We start from the raw sequence: 19,492 nt of genomic DNA on the forward strand, positions 1-19,492 counted from the left end.
TTCCGCTTGTCCGGGTGGACAACAGTACAGCACCGGATGATGCCAATCTAATCCCGCGAACTGGGGAATGGGTGGGAATCACCGAATGTAACCGAGAAGAAACACGGTGTGTTCCCACATCGTGCGACCGATCGCTCACGGGTCGGAGACCCGGGCGATCGCCGCTCTCAGCGCCCCCGTGGCCGCCGCCTCCCGAATCGCCGTGCGATCGCCCTCGAGCACGAGAGTCGACCCCGAGGAGCCCTCCGGCGTGACCACGGCGATGCACACCGTGCCAACGGGTGTGCCGTCCTGCGGGTCCGGCCCTGCGACGCCCGTGGTGGCGATCCCCACGTCGGCACCCAGAAGGCGTCGGACGCCCACGGCCATCTGCCACGCGACCGCCGGGTCGACCGCTCCCGCCGAGGCGAGCAGAGCGGCGTCGACCCCGAGCACGTCGCGCTTGACGTCTGTCGCGTAGGCGACGACTCCCCCGCGCAGAGCGGCGGACGCTCCCGGCACCTCGACGATCGTGGAGGTGACGAGACCTCCGGTGAGCGATTCCGCGACCGCGACGGTCCACCCCTTCGCGGCCAGCGCGGCCAGGAGCGCTGCGGCCGCCGTCATGCCGAGTCCTTCGCGCGCCGCGCCCCCCGAGCCTCGGTGATGACGTAGTCGATGCCGCTCGCGACCGTCAGCACGACGGCGATCGTCATCGTGATGCCGTTGACCCAGAAGATCCAGTCGCCGACGAGGGTCCACAGCGGCAGGAGGGCGAGCGACAGGGCCACCCCCTGCGCGAGCGTCTTCAGCTTGCCCATCCATGCCGCCGCGACCACGTGGTCGCTCGCGACGATCAGACGGTGGACGGTGATGCCGACCTCGCGCACGAGCACGACGATCGTGATCCACCATGGAAGCTCGCCCAGGATGGAGAGCCCGATGAAGGCGAACCCGGTGAGCACCTTGTCGGCGATGGGGTCGAGCAGCTTGCCCAGGTCGGTGACGATGTGGTGCCGGCGGGCCAGGTACCCGTCGATGCCGTCGGTGGCGATCGCGACGATGAACAGCACCGCCGCCCACCAGCGCAGCGGGCCGTCGGTGCCGCCGTCGGCCAGCAGCATCCACAGGAACACGGGCGCGCACAGGATGCGCACGATCGTGATGGTGTTCGGAAGCTGCCGCGGAATCGCCATGGGCCGAGCCTAACCGTGCGACCGCGTCAGTCGCGGCCGGTCAGGCCCCAGGCGTCCTCGGACCCCTCGTCGCCCTCGACCACCGGGTAGCCGCCGTACTGCGCGTCGACGGCGTCGGCGCCGTAGGGATCGGATGCCGGTGCCGGCGCATCCGGAACGTCCTGGCCCCGCAGGCGGGCCAGCACCGCCGGAAGCTGATCGGGCGTGACCAGCACATCGCGGGCCTTCGAGCCCTCGGACGGGCCGACGATCTCGCGGGATTCGAGCAGGTCCATCAGCCTGCCGGCCTTCGCGAAGCCGACGCGGAGCTTGCGCTGCAGCATCGAGGTCGATCCGAACTGCGTCGAGATGATCTGCTCCGCAGCCGCGAGCAGAAGCTCGAGATCGTCGCCGATGTCGGCGTCGATCTCCTTCTTCTCGGCCGCGACGGCGACATCGTTGCGATACTCCGGACGGGCCTGCGCGGTGACGTGCTTGACGACCTTCTCGATCTCCAGCTCGCTCACCCAGGCTCCCTGAACGCGCAGCGCCTTGGAGGCTCCCATCGGGAGGAACAGCCCGTCGCCCTGCCCGATGAGGCGATCGGCGCCCGGCTGGTCGAGGATGACGCGCGAGTCGGTCACGCTCGTCACCGCAAACGCGAGACGCGAGGGGACGTTGGCCTTGATGAGTCCGGTCACCACGTCGACGGACGGGCGCTGCGTGGCGAGGACGAGGTGGATGCCGCTCGCACGCGCGAGCTGGGTGATGCGCACGATCGAGTCCTCGACGTCGCGCGGGGCGACCATCATGAGGTCGGCGAGCTCGTCGACCACGACGAGGAGGTACGGATAGGGCTTGAGCACCCGTTCGCTGCCGGGCGGGAGGATGACCTCGCCGGCGACGACCGCCCGGTTGAAGTCGTCGATGTGGCGGAAGCCGAAGGACGCGAGGTCGTCGTACCTCATGTCCATCTCCTTCACGACCCACTGCAGCGCTTCGGCCGCCTTCTTCGGGTTCGTGATGATCGGCGTGATGAGGTGCGGCACGCCCGCGTAGGAGGTGAGCTCGACGCGCTTCGGGTCGATGAGCACCATACGGACGTCGGCGGGCTTGGCCCGCATCAGGAGGCTCGTGATCATCGAGTTCACGAAGCTGGACTTGCCCGAGCCCGTCGAACCCGCCACCAGGAGGTGCGGCATCTTCGCGAGATTCGCCACGACGTACCCGCCGCCGACGTCCTTGCCGACGCCGATCGTCATCGGATGCGTGGACTGCTGCGCGTTCTGCGACCGCAGCACGTCACCGAGCGTCACGATCTCGCGGTCGGCGTTGGGGATCTCCACGCCGATCGCGCTCTTGCCGGGGATGGGCGCGAGGATGCGGACCTCGTTCGAGGCGACCGCGTAGGCGATGTTGTTGGTGAGCGCCGTGATGCGCTCGACCTTCACGCCGGGCCCGAGAGAGATCTCGTACTGCGTCACGGTCGGGCCGCGGGAGAAGCCGGTGACACGCGCGTCGACCGAGAACTGCTCGAGCACGCTGGTGATCGCCTTGACGGTGTCGTCGTTGGCCTGCGAGCGCGCGACGTGCGGTGTGCCGGCTGCGAGTGCAGTGACGGCGGGCAGTCGATAAGGCGCCGTGGTCGCCGCCGCGGGCGCGTCGGTGCCGATGCCCGCGAGTCCGGGCAGCACGCCGTCCTCGAGCGGGTCGTCGCTGTCGTCGCGCAATGACGTCTTCGACGCCTTCGACGCCTTCGCGGCGGTCAGCACCGCCGGGTCGATGATCTCGGTGAGCGCGTCGGCCGGGTCGGGTTCGGACGCGGGCGGCGCCTCGAAGACCTGGTCGAATCCGCCCTGCGAGGCGCCGGGTGCGAGCAGTGCGGTGAGGTCGTCCGACCCGAGCACCCCGTCGGGATCCTTCTCACGCCCGGTCTTGTTGCGGCGCCACCACGGCAGCGACGGGTCGTCGGTGTCGGCGTCGTCGGATGCGGCATCCGTCACGTCCGTCGCGGGACGGGGCTCGGCGCCGAACATCCACGCGTACAGCTCGCCGAGGCGTCGCCCGATGCGGTTCGGCGGAGTCTTCGTGATGATCAGGATGCTGAGGACGGCCAGCAGCGAGAGCACGATGTACGCGCCGACGTCGGTGAGCACGAGCGCGAGCGGCTCGCCGAGCATCCACCCGAACAGGCCGCCGGCTTCACTGAGCGCGGGGAGACCCTCGCTCGGCTGCGGGCGTCCGCCGGCGACATGGCAGAAGCCGGCGATCGTCCAGATGAGCAGGCCGAAGCCGATGCCGATGCGTCCGTTGTCATGCACCGAGGACGGGTGGCGGAACATCCAGCCCGCGAGCACGAGCAGCAGGACGGGAAGGATGAAGGCCTCGCGGCCGATGAGGCCGCCGACCGTGAAGGCGCTGATGCCACCGGCGACCTCGTTGCCGATGAAGAACCACTCGTTGACGGCGCCCGCCACCGCGAGCAGCACCAGCAGGAACGGGAAGCCGTCGCGGCGCTGATCCTTCTCGAGCGTCTCGGGTCCGAACGCCCGGAACAGTGCGCCCGTCGCGTGCGCGAGGCCCAGCCACGCGCGTGCGAGCAGCGGAGGCCGATCGGTCTCGCCGACATAGCGCGTCGGCGCCGGCGCGGGTTTCTTGGCGCGCGACGAGGATGCCTGCGTGCGTGAGGGCGCGCGACCGTTCTTGGTCGGGCTGGAGCTCCTGGCCATTCCCCCACGGTATGCCGGGCCCCCGACTTTTCCGCGGAGCCGCGCGGAGCTTCCGCGGCGCCGGATCCGCCTCAGCGCAGGCGCTTCACCATGGTGTCGCGCCCGTGACCGGCCTCGACGACGGCGAATCCCTCGCTGCGGTACAGCGTCGCAGCGAAGTTGCCGCGCTCGACGCTGAGGCTCATGCGCCCGAATCCCTGCGAGCGCGCGTGGTCGCACAGGCGCTGCAGCAGCGCGCGGCCGACGCCGTGCGCGCGCCAGATCGGCCGCACGCCGATGATCAGCTCGGGCACGCCGGTCCCGACGTAGCCGAACCCGGGATCGCTGCGGGGCAGCATCCGGTACCACGCGGCCCCGATCGGCTGGCCGTTCGCATCCTCGGCGACGAAGCCGGCGTCGCTCGGGCGCATCCATCCCGAGACGTAGCGGCTGTGCTCGGAGCTTGCGATCAGCTGATGCTTCGGCTGACCGCCGCCCGGGCGCCAGTTGGCCGCCTCGACGACCATGTCCCCGAGGAACGCGCCGTCCGCCTGCGTGGCGGCGCGAACGGAGAAGGAGGGGGGCATGCCGCGAGTTTAGCGACGGACGACGGATGCCTCGTCCCGCACGTCAGTGCGTGACGGAGGGTGTCACGCCTCGATGACGAGCGGGATGATCATCGGCCGCCGGCGCAGCGACTGGTTCACCCAGCGGCCGATCGTGCGGCGCACGACCTGCGACAGTGCGTGCGGGTCGCGCACGCCCGACTTCGCGGCCTCGGCCAGCGCGGCAGCGATCTTCGGCTTGACGCTGTCGAACACCGCGTCGTCCTCGGCGAAGCCGCGCGCATGGATCTCGGGTCCCGAGATCACCTTGCCCGTGGAGGCGTCGACCACGACGATCACCGAGATGAACCCCTCCTCGCCGAGGATCCGGCGGTCCTTCAGGTCAGCATCGGTGATCTCCCCGACGGACGATCCGTCCACGTACACGAAGCCGAGATCGAGCTGTCCGACGACGCGCGCGTCCCCGTCCTTGAGGTCGATCACGGTGCCGTTCTCAGCGAGGATCGTGCGCTCGGGGTCGATGCCGGTGTCCTGCGCGAGGCGCGCATTGGCCATGAGGTGGCGGTACTCGCCGTGGATCGGCAGCACGTTCTTCGGCTTGAGGATGTTGTAGCAGTAGAGCAGTTCGCCGGCCGCGGCGTGACCGGACACGTGCACCTTCGCGTTGCCCTTGTGGACGACGTTCGCTCCGAGCTTGGTGAGGCCGTCGATCACGCGGTAGACCGCGTTCTCGTTGCCGGGGATGAGGCTGGACGCGAGGATGACGGTGTCGCCCGGACCGGGCTCGATCGCGTGGTCGAGGTTGGCCATGCGGCTGAGCACCGCCATCGGCTCGCCCTGCGACCCGGTCGACATGTAGACGATCTGGTCCTCGGGAAGGTCTCGAGCCTTCTTGTAGTCGATGAGGACGCCCTCGGGGACGTTGAGGTACCCGAGATCCTCGGCGATGGTCATGTTGCGCAGCATGCTGCGACCGAGGAGCGCGACACGGCGGCCATGGGCGGCTGCGGCATCCAGCACCTGCTGCACGCGGTGGACGTGGCTCGAGAAGCTCGCGACGATCACCCGGCGCGGCGCCCTGCCGATCACCTGGTCGAGCACCGGGCCGATCGAGCGCTCCAGCGGGGTGAACCCCGGCACGTCGGCGTTCGTGGAGTCGACGAGGAAGAGGTCGACCCCCTCCTCGCCGAGGCGGGCGAATGCGCGCAGGTCGGTGAGCCTGCCGTCCAGCGGCAGCTGGTCCATCTTGAAGTCGCCCGTGGCCAGCACCAGGCCGGCCGGCGTGCGCACGGCGACGGCGAGCGCGTCGGGGATCGAGTGGTTCACCGCGATGAACTCGAGGTCGAACGGCCCGAGGGTCTCGCGCTGGCCCTCCGCCACCGTCAGGCTGTACGGCCGGATCCGGTGCTCCTTGAGCTTCGCCTCGGTGAGCGCGAGGGTCAGGCCGGAACCGACGATCGGGATGTCGGACTTCAGCTTGAGAAGGTAGGGAACCGCCCCGATGTGGTCCTCGTGGCCGTGGGTCAGGACCACGCCGACGATGTCGTCGAGGCGACTCTTGATCGGCTCGAAGTCCGGAAGGATCAGATCGACGCCGGGCTGATGCTCCTCGGGGAACAGAACGCCGCAGTCGACGATGAGGAGCTTTCCGCCGTACTCGAAGACGGTCATGTTGCGGCCGACCTCTCCGAGTCCGCCGAGCGGCGTCACACGGAGGGTGCCCGGCTGGAGGGCGGGCGGGTCGAACGGGGTGCTGGGCATGGTCGGCCTCCTGGACTCATTCCGATGCGCCGGCGGGGCCGGTGCATGCTCCGGATGCCGCAGCATCCGCTTCGTTCTCGCGCCGGCGTCTCGCTCTGGAGGCGCCGGTGCTCATTGTCATCTCGTGGTGCCCGAGACCTTCGGCAGGGCGCCGCCGGCGGCGGCGTTGCGGTCGGGGCGGAAGTTGGAGAAGTCGGCGCCGGGGACGCCCGTCACCAGGGCGAGCTCGTCCTCGATCTTCGCGGCCTCCCACTCCTCGGGTCCGACCAGCGGCAGGCGCACGCGCGGGCTGCCGATACGGCCGAGGCCGTGCAGGATGTACTTCGCCGAGACCGTTCCGGGCACGTGCGTCATCACGGCGCGCACGAGCGGCTCGAGCTGCTGGTGAGCGGCGGTCGCGGTCTTCAGGTCGCCCGCGTTGACGGCGTCGACGATGGCCCGGTACGGCGCCGGTGCGATGTTCGCCGTCACGCCGATGAGGCCCGTCGCGCCGATCGCGAGGTGCGGCAGCACGTTGGCGTCATCGCCCGAGAAGTACATCAGGTCGGTCTGGTTGAGCACACGGCTCACCTCGCTGAAGTCGCCCTTGGCGTCCTTGATCGCGAGGATGTTCGGGTGCTTGGCCAGGCGAAGGATCGTCTCGTAGCGGATCGGCACACCGGTGCGGCCGGGGATGTCGTAGAGGATCACCGGCAGGTCCGTGGCATCGGCGACGAGCCGGAAGTGGGTGAGGATGCCCGCCTGCGTCGGCTTGTTGTAGTACGGCGTGACGATCATGATGCCGTCGGCGCCGACCTTCTCGCTGGCCTTGTAGAGCTCGATCGCGTGGGCCGTCTCATTGGAGCCGCCGCCCGTGATGATCTTCGCCCGGCCCGCGGCGACGTCCTTGCCGACCTCGACGAGACGGATCTTCTCGGCATCGGTGAGGGTCGAGGTCTCGCCGGTGGTGCCGGTGACGACGATGCCGTCGGCGCCGGCGGCGATCACGTCGTCGATGTGCTTCTCGACAGCGGCCCAGTCGACTTCGCCGTCGGCCGTCATCGGGGTGACGAGCGCGACGAGAACCTGTCCGAAGGGGTTGCCCGTGTGCGTCATGTCCCCAGGTTATCGGGATGCCGCGGCCCGCGCGGTGCGGGAGGGCTCAGCGTCCTGTTGCGGCGGCGCGTGCCACGAGCGCCGAGGGGGCGAACCGCGTGAGCGCGACCAGCGTCTTGTACTTGGTGGACGGGATCGACACCGCGCGCCCACGCGCGGCGTCTCGGAGTGATTCGCCGACGACGGTCGGCGCGTCGAGCCACATCCAGTCGGGCACGCCCTCCTGCCCGGGTGGGAGCCCCGCGCGCTCGTGGAAGTTCGTGTGGGTGAACCCCGGGCACACCGCGGTCACCGTGACTCCGCGCTTGGCGTACTCGACGTTCGCCCAGCGACTGAAGCTGATGAGCCAGCCCTTGCACGCGCCATAGGTGGAGCGCGGTGTGAACCCGGCGACGGATGCCACATTGAGGATGCGGCCGTGACCGCGGGCGAGCATCGGGCCCAGTGCCGCGTGGGTGAGCCGCAGCGGCACCTCGACGTGCAGGTCGAGGTGTCGCACCTCGTCCTCGACGTCGTTGCGGTCGAACGCCAGCGGCAGCCCGAATCCGGCGTTGTTGACGAGCATCTCGACGGGATGCTCGTGATCGGCGAGGCGCCGCTCGAGCTTCTTGCGCTGTCGCGGCTTCAGCAGGTCGAGCGCCATCACCTCCACGCCGACGTGGTGTCGGGGGATCAGCTCGCGAGCCAGGTCGTCCAGTGCCTCGCGGTCTCGCGCCACGAGCACCAGGTCGGCGCCGCGAGCCGCGAGCTGCCGCGCGTACTCCGCACCCAGACCTGAGCTCGCTCCGGTGATCACCACTGTCTTCGCCATGCGGGAAAGCCTAGGCCGGTCGCTCCAACCGGAGGAACCGGTAGCGGATGCCGCTCCTCGACGTGTTCCAGTCTTCGGCCGGCTCCGCGGCGACGGTGCGCCATTCCGAACGGTCGGGCGCGAAGGTGTCGCCGTCGACCGCGAGATCGAGCTCGGTCACCTCGAGGCGATCGGCCGATCCGATGCTCTCGCGGAAGAGCTCGCCGCCGCCGATGACCCAGATCCACTCGGGCGAGGAGTCCGCCGCCGTCGCCAGCGCCGCTTCGAGCGAAGCAGAGCGCTCGGCGCCCGGTGCAGTCCACTCGCCGGAGCGCGTCACGACGATGTTGCGTCGCCCGGGGAGGGGACGGAACCCGTCGGGAAGTGACTCCCAGGTCCTGCGGCCCATGACGACCGGCGCCCCGGAGGTGACCTCCTTGAAGTGCGCCAGATCCTCGGGCACGTGCCACGGCAAGCCGCCCTGCGCACCGATCACGCCACCGGATGCCTCGGCCCACACGAGGCCGATGCGTGCGGTCATACCGCGACCGCTGCCCGGATCGCCGGGTGGTGCTGGTAGTCCTCGACGACGAAGTCCTCGAACGCGTAGTCGAAGATCGAGTCGGGCGTGCGCGCGAACCGCAGCGTCGGGAAGGGGTAGGGATCGCGCGTGAGCTGCTCGCGCACCTGCTCGAGATGGTTGTCGTAGATGTGGCAGTCGCCGCCCGTCCACACGAAGTCACCCGGCTCGAGTCCGGTCTGCTGAGCAACCATGAGCGTCAGGAGGGCGTACGAGGCGATGTTGAACGGAACCCCGAGGAAGAGGTCGGCGCTGCGCTGGTACAGCTGGCACGAGAGCCGGCCGTCGGCGACGTAGAACTGGAACATGGCGTGGCACGGCGCGAGCGCCATGTCGGGGATGTCGGCCGGATTCCACGCCGAGACGAGGAGGCGCCGGGAGTCGGGGTTCGCGCGGATCTGGTCGATGACCTGCGAGATCTGGTCGATGTGCGCACCGTCGGGCGTGGGCCACGAGCGCCACTGCACGCCGTAGACGGGGCCGAGTTCGCCCTCGTCGTCGGCCCATTCGTCCCAGATCGTGACGCCGTTCTCCTGCAGCCAGCGCACGTTCGATTCGCCGCGCAGGAACCACAGCAGCTCGTACGCGATCGACTTGAAATGCACGCGCTTCGTCGTGATGAGCGGGAAGCCCTGCGACAGGTCGAACCGGATCTGACGCCCGAAGGCGCTCGTCGTTCCGGTGCCGGTGCGGTCGTCCTTGTGCGTGCCGTGCTCCAGCACGTCGCGCAGGAGGTCCTCGTACGGGGTGGGGATCGCGCTGGTCACGGCTGCCACGATACCCGCGCCCTCCCCCACGGGGCTCTGTTACGCCCGGAACGTCACATTCCGGCATCCGGTATCCATTCAGGTGAACAGAGCTAACCTGATCAGTTGTGAACCTCGTCGCCGCGCTCGTCGCCATCGCCGTCCTTCTGGCGGTGACGATCGGCATCGGCGCCTACCTGCGCTACGCGCAGTCCCGGCCGCGGCGTCACGTGCCGCACGAGGTCGTCGAGCCCGGGCGTCTGGGCGCGGACGGACTCGGCGAAGTCGCCACACTGCTGCAGTTCAGCACCGAGCTGTGCGCGCGGTGCCCCGGGGTGCACCGCACCCTCGCGTCCATCGCCGACGCCCACGAGGGCGTGCGGCACCTCGACGTCGATCTCACCCATCGACCCGACATCGCCCGGCACTTCCACGTGCTCCAGACGCCCACGACACTCGTGCTCGACCGCGACGGCGTGGTCCAGACCCGCTTCGGCGGCGCCCCGAGCCGTGAGGTGCTCGAACTCGAACTGAACCGCCTGATTTCGGAGGACGCCAATGTCTAGAGACGCGGATGCTCCCGCCCCGCGCGGCATCGACCCCCGAGGTCCCCGGTTCGTGGCCGGGATCACGGCGCTGCTGCTCCTGATCGACGTGTTCCTCGGGCTCACCGGGCTCTCGACCGCCTACACCGCGTCCGGCTGGGCGGTGGCGACGGCGTCCCTTGCCGAACGCGCACTCGACCCGGCGTTCCTCCTCCTGCTCGCGATCGCGCTCCTCTTCCTGTGGGGTGTGCTCTCGCCCCGCACCGCGCCGTGGGCCGCGCTCTTCCGCACGTTCGTGGCGCCGCGACTGGCGGCCCCGACCGAGCTCGAGGACCCTCGCCCCCCGCGCTTCGCGCAGGGCGTCGGCCTGTTCGTGGCGGCGATCGGCCTCGTCCTCCAGCTGTTCGGCGTGCCGTGGGCGCTCACGATCGCGGCCGCGATGGCGTTCGTCGCGGCATTCCTCAATGCCGCGTTCGGGCTGTGCCTCGGCTGCCAGCTGTACCTGCTGCTGCAGCGGGTGGGCGTGGTCGGCCGCGCCCGTCCGGCGTCGGTCTGACCGGCTGTCAACCCGTCGCGCGGCACCACCGCCGCCGTTAGGCTGACCGCGAGACGCCCGGTCGTCGGGCGCAGCGACAGGAGGCACCCATGACGGTCACGAGCGAAGCCACCACCGCCTGGAAGGGCGGCCTCTTCGACGGATCGGGCGAGGTGACTTTCGTGTCCTCGGGCCTGGGGACCTTCGACGTGAACTGGAAGGCCCGCAGCGAGGGGTCGACCAGCACCACCACTCCCGAAGAGCTCATCGCGGCTGCCCACGCATCGTGCTTCAGCATGGCCTTCTCGCTCGCCCTTGCCGAGAACGGCACCCCGCCGGAGTCGATCGACACGACGGCATCCGTCACCTTCAAGCCGGGGACCGGCATCACCGGCAGCCACCTCAACGTCAACGCCGTCGTACCGGGCCTCGAGCCCGAGGACTTCGAGCGGCTCGCCCAGGAGGCGAAGGCCGGCTGCCCGGTCTCGCAGGCGCTGGCCGGCATCGACATCACGCTCGAGGCGACGCTTGCCTGATGCTGCGGCTCCGCGATCCGGCGCACGCCGGGTGGTGGTCGCGGGCGCGTCGGGCCTGATCGGTTCCGCGCTCGTCCGGAGCCTTCGCGCCGACGACATCGAGGTGACTCGCCTCGTGCGTCACGCGCCCGTCGCGGCGGACGAGGTCGAGTGGCTCACCGATGCCGCGCCCCTCGACCCGAGCGTGCTGGCCGGCGCCGAAGCGGTGGTCGGGCTCAACGGCGCGAGCATCGGGCGCTTCCCCTGGACGCCGAAGTACCGCAACACGCTCCTCTGGTCGCGGGTGACCCCCACGCTGGCGATCTCGCGCGCCGTGCGGGAGCTGGGGACGGATGCTCCCGCCTTCGTCTCCGCGTCGGCCGTCGGCTTCTACGGCTCGGCGCCGGGGAGGCGCCTGGACGAGACCTCGCCGCGTGGGGAGACGTTCCTGGCCGACCTGTGCGGCGAATGGGAGGCGGCGGCGCACGCGGCCGGTGACGACGCACGGGTCTCGGTGCTCCGCACGGCGCCCGTCGTGCACCGGGACGGCGTGCTCAAGCCGCTCATGCTTCTCACGGACCTCGGCGTGAGCGGGCCGATCGGACGCGGGACGCAGGCGTGGCCGTGGATCTCGCTGGACGACGCGGTGCGGGCCATCCGCCACGTCATCGACGCGGGACTCACCGGACCGGTGAACCTCACGGGGCCCACCCGCGCGACGGCCAACGACCTCGGCTTCGCCCTCGCGGTGCGACGAAATCGCCCGTTCCTGCTGCGGGCGCCGACGTGGGCGCTGCGCGCGGTGCTGGGCTCGGACGCCACCGAGGCGCTGCTGACCACGGACGCTGACGTCGCACCCGCCGTGCTCGAGGCATCCGGGTTCACGTTCGAGCACCGCACGGTCGAGGATGCCGTCGCCGCAGCCGTTCCCGCGGCGGACTGACGGTCAGGCCCGGCGCTCGGCGCTCTCCAGGCGGATCGCGCGGCGCACCGCCTCGCGGGCTCGACGCCGGTCGCCGGACGCGTCGTACGCGAGTCCGAGCCGATACCACGCGCGCCAGTCCTCGGGGCGGGCCTCGACGTCGGCGCGGTAGGCGGGGAAGAGCGCATCGGCCTCGGACCGCACCGCGCGTCCGCTCGGTCGCACCTCGACCTCTTCGGTGGGCAGGGCGTCCTCCGACTGCAGCCGCCGGGCGAGCTGCTCCGCGCGCACCCCGAACCAGATCTCCCTGCCGAGCGCCCACACCGCGATGACGGGCAGGACGACGAGCGCGACACCCATCAGCACCCCCACCGGATCGCCGCTCACGAGCAGCAGCCACGCCCGCTGTGCCACGAGCGCGACATACAGAGCCAGGAGCACCGCCATGACGGCGACGCCGATGCGCGCGTTCATGCGCCGGTGGCCCTCGCGACCTGTCCGGGCACGCCGCCCTCGTCGACCGGAGTCTCGGCGACAGCGGCGCCCGGGGATCGCAGCCCGATGTCGAGGAAGCTGTCGAGTCCCACGATGACACCGGTGGCGTCCTTCGCGGCCGCCAGGGCGAGACGGATGCCGGGACCGTACGCGAGCGCAGGCTCGACGGTGTCGTGGACGATCGTGAGAGATTCGCCGGCGCCCGCGAGGATCGTCTCCTGACGGGCCATCACGCCGGGGCGCCGCAGCGAGTGGATCGGCACACTGGCGACCTGCTGGCCGCGGGCGCGCTGGTCGACATGGGGCGATTCGACCGGCCCGACGCCGGCGCGGGCCGCGGCGATGAGCTCCGCGGTGCGCACGGCGGTGCCGCTGGGCGAGTCGATCTTGGTCTCGCGGTGCGCCTCGACGATCTCGACGGACGGGAAGAACGGCGCGGCGGCCGCGGCGAGAGCCGAGCCGATCACGGAGCCGAGCGAGAAGTTCGGGATGAAGACGGCGCCGGTCCCGGCGGCCTCGACGAGCGGGCGCACGAGTGCGATGCGCTCCGCCGACCAGCCGGACGTCCCGACGAGCACGTTGATGCCGCGCTCCACGGCGGCGCGCACGACGTCGATCGACACCGCGGGGACCGAGGCATCGATGACGAGATCGGCGCCGTCGAGCTCGGCGAACTCGGAGCGCGACGTCAGCACGGCGGCCACCTCGAACCCGTCTTCGTGCTCGACCACCTCGCGGATGATCCCGCCGAGTTTGCCGGTGCCTCCCACGATGGCCACGCGCGTCGTCATGCGCTCCATCCTAGGCGCGACGGCACTCCCGACCCGTTGCGCCGCCTACGCTGGATGACGTGGCAGCACTTCGCGAATCCCCCGTCGATGCCCCCGCGGCGCATGAGCTCCTCGCCGAGTACTTCCAGGCGCGCACCGCCGGATTCGCCGATCAGAACGTTGCGTACACGACGACATTCCCGCTGCCGGCCGCGTTCGTCCCCCCTGCCGGAGTGTTCCTCATGGTCCACGACGACGAGGGCCGCGCCGTGGGCTGCGGAGGCATCCGTCACATCGCGGACGGCGGGCACGGCACCCGCTACGAGGTGAAGCACCTCTACCTGCGTCCAGAGACCCGCGGCCGCGGCTGGGGACGGATGCTGCTCGACGGCCTCGAGGAGCGCGCACGCAAGCTCGGTGCTCGCGAGCTCGTCCTCGACACGCACCACTCGCTCGAGGCTGCCGGTGCGCTCTACGCGCGCTCGGGCTTCGTCGCGATCGAGCCGTACAACGACAATCCGAACGCATCCCGCTGGTACGGGAAGGCGCTCGGTGAGGGCGCTCAGACCGGATAGACCTCGGGGAGCCCGGTGCGCAGCTCCACCGGGAGATGCGCGAGGTCGTTGTGCGACAGCAGGGTCCACGGGCGGCCCTGCTTCTGCGCGATCACGGTGAGGCCGCAGTGCGCCTGGTTGAGGGTCATCCAGCGCCACTCCGGCGCCTGCAGCACCTCGCGCACGAACCACGCGATCACGAAGTTGTGCGTGATGATGAGCTCGTGGACCTCGCCGCGCTTGCGGGCGAGGTACTCGCTGACAGCGTCGGCCATCTGAGCCCGGCCGGCCTCGACCTCGGCTTCCGTGACGGAGCCGAAGAAGGGCTCGAAGGCGGAGGGGGTCTCGACGGTCATCCCCGTCGGCACGCAGTCGAAGAGGAGTGCCGAGGGCTCGGGCCGGAGTGAGGGCATCCGCTCCTGCACCGCGCGGGCGGTCTGGCTCGCTCGCTCCAGCGGCGAGTGCCAGACGGCGTCGAACGGCACGCCCGACAGACGATCGGCGAGGAGTGCTGCCTGGCGGCGGCCCCGCGGCGACAGGGGTCCGTCGACGAGGCCGTGCTCGGCATCCTGGTGCTCACCATGCCGCACGAGGTAGATGTAGTGCGTCACGCAGCTCACTCCGTCGGGGGTCGCGTGCCCCGACGGGACACTCATTCAGCCTACGTCACGAAACGATCACGGCCCGTCGACGTGTCGGCGTGCTACTCGGCGGCGCGGGCGATGTCGGCCAGCTGCGCGCGACTCAGGCGCACGCCCACACCCTGCACGAGCTCTTCGACGTGCTCCGGCGCGTAGGCGTTCACGATGGGCGCCGTGACGAGCCTCTGAGCGAGCAGCCACCCGAGCGCGACGGCGGCGTCGGGCACCCCCAGCTCGCTGCCGACGGCGTCCAGCGCACGCAGGGTGCGACTCCCCCGCCGGTTCAGATTGGCTGCGAGCTGAGCGCCGCGCACGGAGAGCGTTCCCCGCTGCCGCGTGCGCTGCCGACCCGCGAGGAAGCCGTGTTCGAGCGCGTGCGACGGCGTGACCGCCATGCCCTGCGCCCCCGCGACGAGGCGCAGATCGGAGTCGAACTCGTGACGGCGCAGCACGTTGAACGGCACGTCGAGCACGGTGATGCGCGGGAAGCCGGCCGACGAGTAGATGCGGGCTTCCACCAGCTGCGCGGGCGTGTAGCCCACCGCGCCGATCGCCCGGACCTTTCCGGTCTCGACCAGCCACTCCGCGGTGGCGAGGGTGTCTTCGAGGGCCGACGTCGCGTCGGTCGTCGCGTCGAGGAAGAGCACATCGATGCGGTCGGTGCGCAGCCGCGTGAGCGATGCCTCCACGGCGCGGATCAGGTTGACCGATCCGAGTCCGGGGTTGTCGGCATGACCGCCGATTCGCACAGCGAGGACCACCTCGTCGCGCAGGCCGCGCGAGTGGATCCACTGGCCGATGATGTGCTCACTGCGGCCCGAGGAGTAGCTGTCGGACGTGTGCACGGCGTTGCCGCCGAGCTCGGCGTAGGCGTCGAGGATGGCGTGACTGGACTCGAGATCGACGTTCCAGCCGAACTCCGCTCCGCCCAGGATGAGCGGGAACACGTCGAAGCCGCTCTCGCCGAGGGCGACACGCACATTGGTGCCGATCGACGGTCCCTGCACGGGAATCGGGGCCGATGGATGCACGCCCAGCGGTGCACCGGCTTGAGCGCTCTGCGAAGAGAGCGTCGATCCAACGCCGAAGAAAGCCATGTGTCACCCCCTCACGACGACTCCCGCAGGTGTCTTCGTGATCGCCTGTTCCGCACCCCCCGGCACGTACCTATGAGGGTAGGCCAGTCCGGACATGAGCCCGGCCATTGACGCGTACAACCGGTAAACATTGCATAACGCTTTCATCACGTGGCGGCTCGCCTCTCCCTCGTGTCCCCCATTCGGCGGACCGATCGCGCGCCACCACGTGAGACGACGGATGCCCGCCCCCTCCGCGAAAGGAGGGGACGGGCATCCGGACACTGCGTCGGGCGATCAGCCCTCGGCGGGAGCGTCTCCCGGGCCTTCGCTCGCGGCCGCGGAGCCTTCCTGGTCCGCCGCCTCCTCGAGCACCGGCTCGAGCGACAGCTTGCCGCGGTCGTCGATCTTCGTGATCTTGACGAGGATCTTCTGGCCGACGCCGAGCACGTCCTCGACGTTCTCCACGCGCTTTCCGCCCGCGAGCTTGCGGACCTCGCTGACGTGCAGCAGGCCGTCCTTGCCGGGAAGGAGCGAGATGAACGCACCGAACGTCGCGATCTTCACGACCGTGCCGAGGAACTGCTCACCCACCTCGGGGTTGGTCGGGTTGGCGATCGCGTTGACCTGGGCGCGGGCGGCCTCGGCCGACGCGCCGTCGGTGGCGCCGATGTAGACGGTGCCGTCCTCCTCGATGGAGATCTGCGCGCCGGTCTCATCCTGGATGGCGTTGATCGTCTTGCCCTTGGGCCCGATGAGCTCGCCGATCTTGTCGACCGGGATCTGCACGCTGATCACGCGCGGCGCGGTGGGCGCCATCTCGTCCGGGCCGTCGATCGCGGCGTTGAGCACGCCGAGGATGGTGAGGCGGGCCTCCTTGGCCTGGGTCAGCGCGGCCGCGAGCACCGACGACGGGATGCCGTCGAGCTTCGTGTCGAGCTGGATCGCCGTGACGAACTCGCTCGTGCCGGCGACCTTGAAGTCCATGTCGCCCAGCGCGTCCTCGGCGCCGAGGATGTCGGTCAGCGCCGCGTAGCGGGTCTGGCCGTCGACCTGGTCCGTGACGAGGCCCATCGCGATGCCCGCGACCGGCGCGCGCAGCGGCACACCGGCGTTGAGCAGCGACAGGGTCGACGCGCAGACCGAGCCCATGGACGTCGAGCCGTTGGAGCCCAGCGCCTCGGAGACCTGACGGATCGCGTAGGGGAACTCCTCGCGGCTGGGCAGCACCGGCACGAGCGCGCGCTCGGCGAGGAAGCCGTGCCCGATCTCGCGACGCTTGGGGCTGCCGACTCGGCCGGTCTCACCGGTCGAGTAGGGCGGGAAGTTGTAATGGTGCATGTAGCGCTTGCTGGTGACGGGCGACAGCGAGTCGATCTGCTGCTCCATCTTGAGCATGTTGAGCGTGGTGACACCCAGGATCTGGGTCTCGCCGCGCTGGAAGATCGCCGACCCGTGGACGCGCGGGATGACCTGCACCTCGGCGTCGAGCGGACGGATGTCGGCCAGGCCGCGACCGTCCATGCGGACACCCTCGGCGAGGATGCGTCCGCGGACGATCGTCTTCGTCACCGACTTGTATGCGGCGCTGAACTCCAGCGTCGCGACGGCGGGCAGCTCGCCCGACTCGACTGCGGCGAGGAGCTCGGCCTTCACGGCACCCTTGAGCTCGTCATCGGCGTTCTGACGATCCTGCTTGTCGGCGATCTGGTAGATCGGGACGAGCTTGTCGTAAGCGCGACCGGCGACGAAGTCGTAGGTCTCCTGGCTGTAGGGCAGGAAGACGGGGAACTCCTTGACCTCCTTCGCAGCGGTGCTCGCGACGGCGTTCTGCGCCTCTACAAGCTGCTTGATGAAGGGCTTGGATGCCTCGAGACCCTGCGAGACGATCTCTTCGCTGGGCTTGACGGCGCCGGCCTTGATGAGGTTCCAGCTGTGCTCGGTGGCCTCGGCCTCGACCATCATGATCGCGACGTCGCCGTCGGGCAGGACGCGGCCGGCGACGATCAGGTCGAAGACGGCCTCCTCGAGCTGGGTCACGGTCGGGAAGGCGATCCACTGGTCGGCGTTCTCACCGTGGCCGGGGATGAGCGCGAGGCGCACGCCGGCGATCGGGCCGGAGAACGGCAGACCGGAGATCTGGGTCGACAGCGACGCGGCGTTGATCGCGAGCGCGTCGTAGAACTCGCCGGGCGCGATCGAGAGGACCGTGACGACGATCTGCACCTCGTTGCGAAGACCGTCGACGAACGACGGGCGCAGCGGGCGGTCGATGAGACGGCAGACGAGGATCGCCTCCGTCGAGGGACGACCCTCGCGACGGAAGAACGAGCCGGGGATCTTGCCCGCCGCGTACGAGCGCTCTTCGACGTCGACGGTCAGCGGGAAGAAGTCGAAGCCCTCGCGGGGCGACTTGCCGGCGCTGGTGGCCGACAGGAGCATCGTCTCCTCGTCGAGGTAGGCGGCGACAGCGCCCTGCGCCTGCTGGGCGAGTCGTCCGGTCTCGAACCGGACGGTGCGGGTGCCGAAGCGTCCGTTGTCGAGGACGGCTTCGGCGGCGGTGATTTCAGGACCTTCCAAGAGGTCTCTCCTTCTTTGTTTAGACTCGCGGATCCGTGTGATGCGCGAGCACTTCGAAGGAGCAGGAACAGGCAGATCTCGGCGCGCGGCGGTAGCCGCGGATGTGCGCCAGCACTGGCCACCAGTAGAAATCCACCCGGCGCGAACGCGACGAGGAGACCACCACAGGGGACCAGCTAGCTGCCGGCCTGCTCCGTGAGCTCATGTTGAATTGAGCGGATGCCTCAGGGCAACCTTTGCGATCCTACCAGTGACGGCCCTCCATCGACGGATCGGGGGCGGCTAGGGTGGAGACATGAGCACCGACGAGAAGCCGGCGGGCGCGGCATCCGATGAGATGAAGCGCAAGTTCAAGGAAGCACTCGACAAGAAGAACTCCCAGCACCGCGAGGGCGAGGCGCACATGGACGGCGACTCGTCCGTGCACGGCACGCACGGCGCCGTGACGAAGCGGGAGTTCCGCCGCAAGAGCGGCTGACGATCGAGGCCGGCATGAGCGACTTCCGCGAGCGGAACCCCGACGACGAGCGTGACGTGCCGCTCGACGACGAGGTGGAGTTCGAGCTGCCTCCGGCGACTCTCGATCCGATGGAGTCCGTCGAGGACCAGATGGACGAGCTCGACCTCGAGGAGCGCGAAGCGGCCATCGAGTCCGGCGAGATCGACTCCGGGGCGTGAGCGATGGCGCATCCCGGCCCTGGGAGGGTGCCGGGACCGTGAGCAACGCCTCGAGCACGGCGCCCGCCCGCGTGCGGCGACTTCGTCGCGAGGCGTGGGGATTCGCCATCGGGTCGCTCTGCTTCCTGGCCGGCGCACTCCCGTTCTACGCGGACTGGGCCGGCGCCGTATGGACGAACGTCACTTTCTTCGTCGGCTCGATCTTCTTCACCGCCGCCGCGCTGATCCAGCTGCTTCTGAGTGGCCGCCGTCCGCCGCGGCAGCACACGAACCGACCCGATCGGGCGGACTGGTGGTCAGCGGCAATCCAGTTCGCCGGGACGCTGGCGTTCAACGTCTCCACCGCGGTAGCCCTGATCGCGGCGATCGCCCGACCGGATATGGTGGGCGCCGGCTGGCGCCCCGACTTCTGGGGATCGATCGCGTTCCTCGTGTCGAGCTTCCTCGCGATCGAGGCGACCCGCGGGCGTGAGCGACTGTGGGATCGAGACGCCCGCACCTGGCACGGCACCGGGCTCAACATGCTCGGGTCGGTGGCGTTCATGGTCTCGGCGATCGCCGCCTTCGTGGTCCCGGCCACGGGAGACCTGGTCAGCGTGCAGTGGACGAACACCGGCACCGCCGTCGGAGCCGTCTGCTTCTTCACGGCCGCCGTCCTGTCCCGCCGGACCATCCATCGCGGCGCGCTGCTCCGCCGCCTCCGCCGTCACCCGGCGACCTGATCCCGCCGCCGACCGCGCGCAGTGCACGTCGGCGCTCCGGCCGTCCGCACACGGGTCCG

The 19,492-nt window shown here is 70.0% G+C and carries 22 protein-coding genes; 8 read left to right on the top strand and 14 right to left on the bottom strand.

Annotated elements, in window-relative coordinates; translation table 11 throughout:
• Nucleotides 1–135 precede the first annotated feature (135 nt).
• From ASD93_RS07755 to ASD93_RS07795, 9 genes are all read right to left on the bottom strand, one after another.
• A complete protein-coding gene (locus tag ASD93_RS07755; protein WP_056121073.1) occupies nt 136–606 on the bottom strand; it encodes a CinA family protein in 471 nt (156 codons plus the stop codon).
• On the bottom strand, nt 603–1,175 hold the full coding sequence (pgsA, locus tag ASD93_RS07760; protein WP_056121075.1) for a CDP-diacylglycerol--glycerol-3-phosphate 3-phosphatidyltransferase: 573 nt from the start codon (nt 1,173–1,175) through the stop codon (nt 603–605). Before pgsA ends, ASD93_RS07755 begins: the two co-directional genes overlap by 4 nt.
• Nucleotides 1,176–1,201: 26 nt before the next feature.
• Nucleotides 1,202–3,883: an FtsK/SpoIIIE family DNA translocase gene (locus tag ASD93_RS07765; RefSeq protein WP_056121077.1), complete on the bottom strand. Its 2,682-nt coding sequence runs from the start codon at nt 3,881–3,883 to the stop codon at nt 1,202–1,204.
• 71 nt (nt 3,884–3,954) lie between these two features.
• Nucleotides 3,955–4,449 carry a GNAT family N-acetyltransferase gene (locus tag ASD93_RS07770; RefSeq protein ID WP_056121079.1) on the bottom strand — a complete coding sequence of 165 codons (495 nt, stop codon included), beginning with the start codon at nt 4,447–4,449 and terminating at the stop codon, nt 3,955–3,957.
• Nucleotides 4,450–4,512: 63 nt separating this feature from the next.
• The gene (locus tag ASD93_RS07775) at nt 4,513–6,189 is read right to left on the bottom strand and encodes a ribonuclease J (protein WP_056121080.1); all 1,677 of its coding nucleotides are present in this window, start codon (nt 6,187–6,189) and stop codon (nt 4,513–4,515) included.
• 117 nt (nt 6,190–6,306) lie between these two features.
• A complete protein-coding gene (gene dapA, locus ASD93_RS07780) occupies nt 6,307–7,284 on the bottom strand; it encodes a 4-hydroxy-tetrahydrodipicolinate synthase (protein WP_056121082.1) in 978 nt (325 codons plus the stop codon).
• A gap of 46 nt (nt 7,285–7,330) precedes the next feature.
• Nucleotides 7,331–8,095, bottom strand: a complete 765-nt coding sequence (locus ASD93_RS07785) for an SDR family NAD(P)-dependent oxidoreductase (protein WP_056121084.1) — start codon at nt 8,093–8,095, stop codon at nt 7,331–7,333.
• A gap of 10 nt (nt 8,096–8,105) precedes the next feature.
• Nucleotides 8,106–8,615 (bottom strand): dihydrofolate reductase, encoded by a 510-nt coding sequence (locus tag ASD93_RS07790; protein ID WP_056121086.1) that lies wholly within the window; start codon nt 8,613–8,615, stop codon nt 8,106–8,108.
• A complete protein-coding gene (locus ASD93_RS07795; protein ID WP_056124175.1) occupies nt 8,612–9,421 on the bottom strand; it encodes a thymidylate synthase in 810 nt (269 codons plus the stop codon). The genes ASD93_RS07790 and ASD93_RS07795 overlap by 4 nt, the downstream gene beginning before the upstream one ends.
• 107 nt (nt 9,422–9,528) lie before the next feature.
• On the opposite strand from ASD93_RS07795, the gene ASD93_RS07800 reads away from it, so the two are divergent.
• The 4 genes from ASD93_RS07800 (at nt 9,529) to ASD93_RS07815 (ending at nt 11,938) form a co-directional block, all read left to right on the top strand.
• Nucleotides 9,529–9,966 carry a TlpA family protein disulfide reductase gene (locus ASD93_RS07800; protein WP_056121088.1) on the top strand — a complete coding sequence of 146 codons (438 nt, stop codon included), beginning with the start codon at nt 9,529–9,531 and terminating at the stop codon, nt 9,964–9,966.
• Entirely contained in the window at nt 9,959–10,501 is a 543-nt protein-coding gene (locus ASD93_RS07805) for a DUF4395 domain-containing protein (RefSeq protein WP_056121090.1), read from the top strand. The genes ASD93_RS07800 and ASD93_RS07805 overlap by 8 nt, the downstream gene beginning before the upstream one ends.
• An 89-nt stretch (nt 10,502–10,590) precedes the next feature.
• Nucleotides 10,591–11,016: an OsmC family protein gene (locus ASD93_RS07810; protein ID WP_056121092.1), complete on the top strand. Its 426-nt coding sequence runs from the start codon at nt 10,591–10,593 to the stop codon at nt 11,014–11,016.
• Nucleotides 11,009–11,938, top strand: a complete 930-nt coding sequence (locus ASD93_RS07815; protein WP_056121094.1) for a TIGR01777 family oxidoreductase — start codon at nt 11,009–11,011, stop codon at nt 11,936–11,938. Before ASD93_RS07810 ends, ASD93_RS07815 begins: the two co-directional genes overlap by 8 nt.
• 3 nt (nt 11,939–11,941) lie before the next feature.
• On the opposite strand, the gene ASD93_RS07820 is transcribed toward ASD93_RS07815, so the two are convergent.
• The gene (locus ASD93_RS07820; protein WP_056121096.1) at nt 11,942–12,391 is read right to left on the bottom strand and encodes a hypothetical protein; all 450 of its coding nucleotides are present in this window, start codon (nt 12,389–12,391) and stop codon (nt 11,942–11,944) included.
• Nucleotides 12,388–13,203 (bottom strand): 4-hydroxy-tetrahydrodipicolinate reductase, encoded by an 816-nt coding sequence (locus tag ASD93_RS07825; protein ID WP_056121098.1) that lies wholly within the window; start codon nt 13,201–13,203, stop codon nt 12,388–12,390. The genes ASD93_RS07820 and ASD93_RS07825 overlap by 4 nt, the downstream gene beginning before the upstream one ends.
• 59 nt (nt 13,204–13,262) lie before the next feature.
• Between ASD93_RS07825 and ASD93_RS07830 the strand changes: the two genes are divergently transcribed.
• Entirely contained in the window at nt 13,263–13,757 is a 495-nt protein-coding gene (locus tag ASD93_RS07830; protein WP_056121100.1) for a GNAT family N-acetyltransferase, read from the top strand.
• Here the strand turns inward: ASD93_RS07830 and ASD93_RS07835 are convergent.
• The 3 genes from ASD93_RS07835 to ASD93_RS07845 all read right to left on the bottom strand — a co-directional run bounded on the left by ASD93_RS07835 (nt 13,745) and on the right by ASD93_RS07845 (nt 18,033).
• On the bottom strand, nt 13,745–14,347 hold the full coding sequence (locus tag ASD93_RS07835; protein ID WP_056124178.1) for a histidine phosphatase family protein: 603 nt from the start codon (nt 14,345–14,347) through the stop codon (nt 13,745–13,747). The two genes, ASD93_RS07830 and ASD93_RS07835, sit on opposite strands and share 13 nt — an antisense overlap.
• A gap of 92 nt (nt 14,348–14,439) precedes the next feature.
• Nucleotides 14,440–15,474 carry an aldo/keto reductase gene (locus ASD93_RS07840; protein ID WP_056121102.1) on the bottom strand — a complete coding sequence of 345 codons (1,035 nt, stop codon included), beginning with the start codon at nt 15,472–15,474 and terminating at the stop codon, nt 14,440–14,442.
• Nucleotides 15,475–15,750: 276 nt separating this feature from the next.
• Nucleotides 15,751–18,033 carry a polyribonucleotide nucleotidyltransferase gene (locus tag ASD93_RS07845; protein ID WP_056121104.1) on the bottom strand — a complete coding sequence of 761 codons (2,283 nt, stop codon included), beginning with the start codon at nt 18,031–18,033 and terminating at the stop codon, nt 15,751–15,753.
• Nucleotides 18,034–18,328: 295 nt separating this feature from the next.
• Between ASD93_RS07845 and ASD93_RS07850 the strand changes: the two genes are divergently transcribed.
• Genes ASD93_RS07850 through ASD93_RS07860 form a run of 3 tightly spaced genes read left to right on the top strand, consistent with a single transcriptional unit; the run spans nt 18,329 to nt 19,433 of the window.
• Nucleotides 18,329–18,511, top strand: coding sequence for a DUF5302 domain-containing protein (locus ASD93_RS07850; protein ID WP_056121106.1), 183 nt, complete (start codon nt 18,329–18,331; stop codon nt 18,509–18,511).
• Between the two features lie 14 nt (nt 18,512–18,525).
• Nucleotides 18,526–18,711, top strand: coding sequence for a hypothetical protein (locus tag ASD93_RS07855; protein WP_056121108.1), 186 nt, complete (start codon nt 18,526–18,528; stop codon nt 18,709–18,711).
• Nucleotides 18,708–19,433, top strand: coding sequence for a YrhK family protein (locus tag ASD93_RS07860; protein ID WP_235566914.1), 726 nt, complete (start codon nt 18,708–18,710; stop codon nt 19,431–19,433). Before ASD93_RS07855 ends, ASD93_RS07860 begins: the two co-directional genes overlap by 4 nt.
• Nucleotides 19,434–19,492 lie beyond the last annotated feature (59 nt).

Origin of the sequence: Microbacterium sp. Root180 (assembly GCF_001428485.1) — a bacterium.
GTDB lineage: Bacteria > Actinomycetota > Actinomycetes > Actinomycetales > Microbacteriaceae > Microbacterium.

Bases quoted from the DNA above. Each gene is read 5' to 3' on its own strand.
- ASD93_RS07755 (WP_056121073.1), bottom strand. From the start codon at position 606: ATGACGGCGGCCGCAGCGCTCCTGGCCGCGCTGGCCGCGAAGGGGTGG.
- pgsA (WP_056121075.1), bottom strand. From the start codon at position 1,175: ATGGCGATTCCGCGGCAGCTTCCGAACACCATCACGATCGTGCGCATC.
- ASD93_RS07765 (WP_056121077.1), bottom strand. From the start codon at position 3,883: ATGGCCAGGAGCTCCAGCCCGACCAAGAACGGTCGCGCGCCCTCACGC.
- ASD93_RS07770 (WP_056121079.1), bottom strand. From the start codon at position 4,449: ATGCCCCCCTCCTTCTCCGTTCGCGCCGCCACGCAGGCGGACGGCGCG.
- ASD93_RS07775 (WP_056121080.1), bottom strand. From the start codon at position 6,189: ATGCCCAGCACCCCGTTCGACCCGCCCGCCCTCCAGCCGGGCACCCTC.
- dapA (WP_056121082.1), bottom strand. From the start codon at position 7,284: ATGACGCACACGGGCAACCCCTTCGGACAGGTTCTCGTCGCGCTCGTC.
- ASD93_RS07785 (WP_056121084.1), bottom strand. From the start codon at position 8,095: ATGGCGAAGACAGTGGTGATCACCGGAGCGAGCTCAGGTCTGGGTGCG.
- ASD93_RS07790 (WP_056121086.1), bottom strand. From the start codon at position 8,615: ATGACCGCACGCATCGGCCTCGTGTGGGCCGAGGCATCCGGTGGCGTG.
- ASD93_RS07805 (WP_056121090.1), top strand. From the start codon at position 9,959: ATGTCTAGAGACGCGGATGCTCCCGCCCCGCGCGGCATCGACCCCCGA.
- ASD93_RS07810 (WP_056121092.1), top strand. From the start codon at position 10,591: ATGACGGTCACGAGCGAAGCCACCACCGCCTGGAAGGGCGGCCTCTTC.
- ASD93_RS07820 (WP_056121096.1), bottom strand. From the start codon at position 12,391: ATGAACGCGCGCATCGGCGTCGCCGTCATGGCGGTGCTCCTGGCTCTG.
- ASD93_RS07825 (WP_056121098.1), bottom strand. From the start codon at position 13,203: ATGACGACGCGCGTGGCCATCGTGGGAGGCACCGGCAAACTCGGCGGG.
- ASD93_RS07840 (WP_056121102.1), bottom strand. From the start codon at position 15,474: ATGGCTTTCTTCGGCGTTGGATCGACGCTCTCTTCGCAGAGCGCTCAA.
- ASD93_RS07850 (WP_056121106.1), top strand. From the start codon at position 18,329: ATGAGCACCGACGAGAAGCCGGCGGGCGCGGCATCCGATGAGATGAAG.
- ASD93_RS07855 (WP_056121108.1), top strand. From the start codon at position 18,526: ATGAGCGACTTCCGCGAGCGGAACCCCGACGACGAGCGTGACGTGCCG.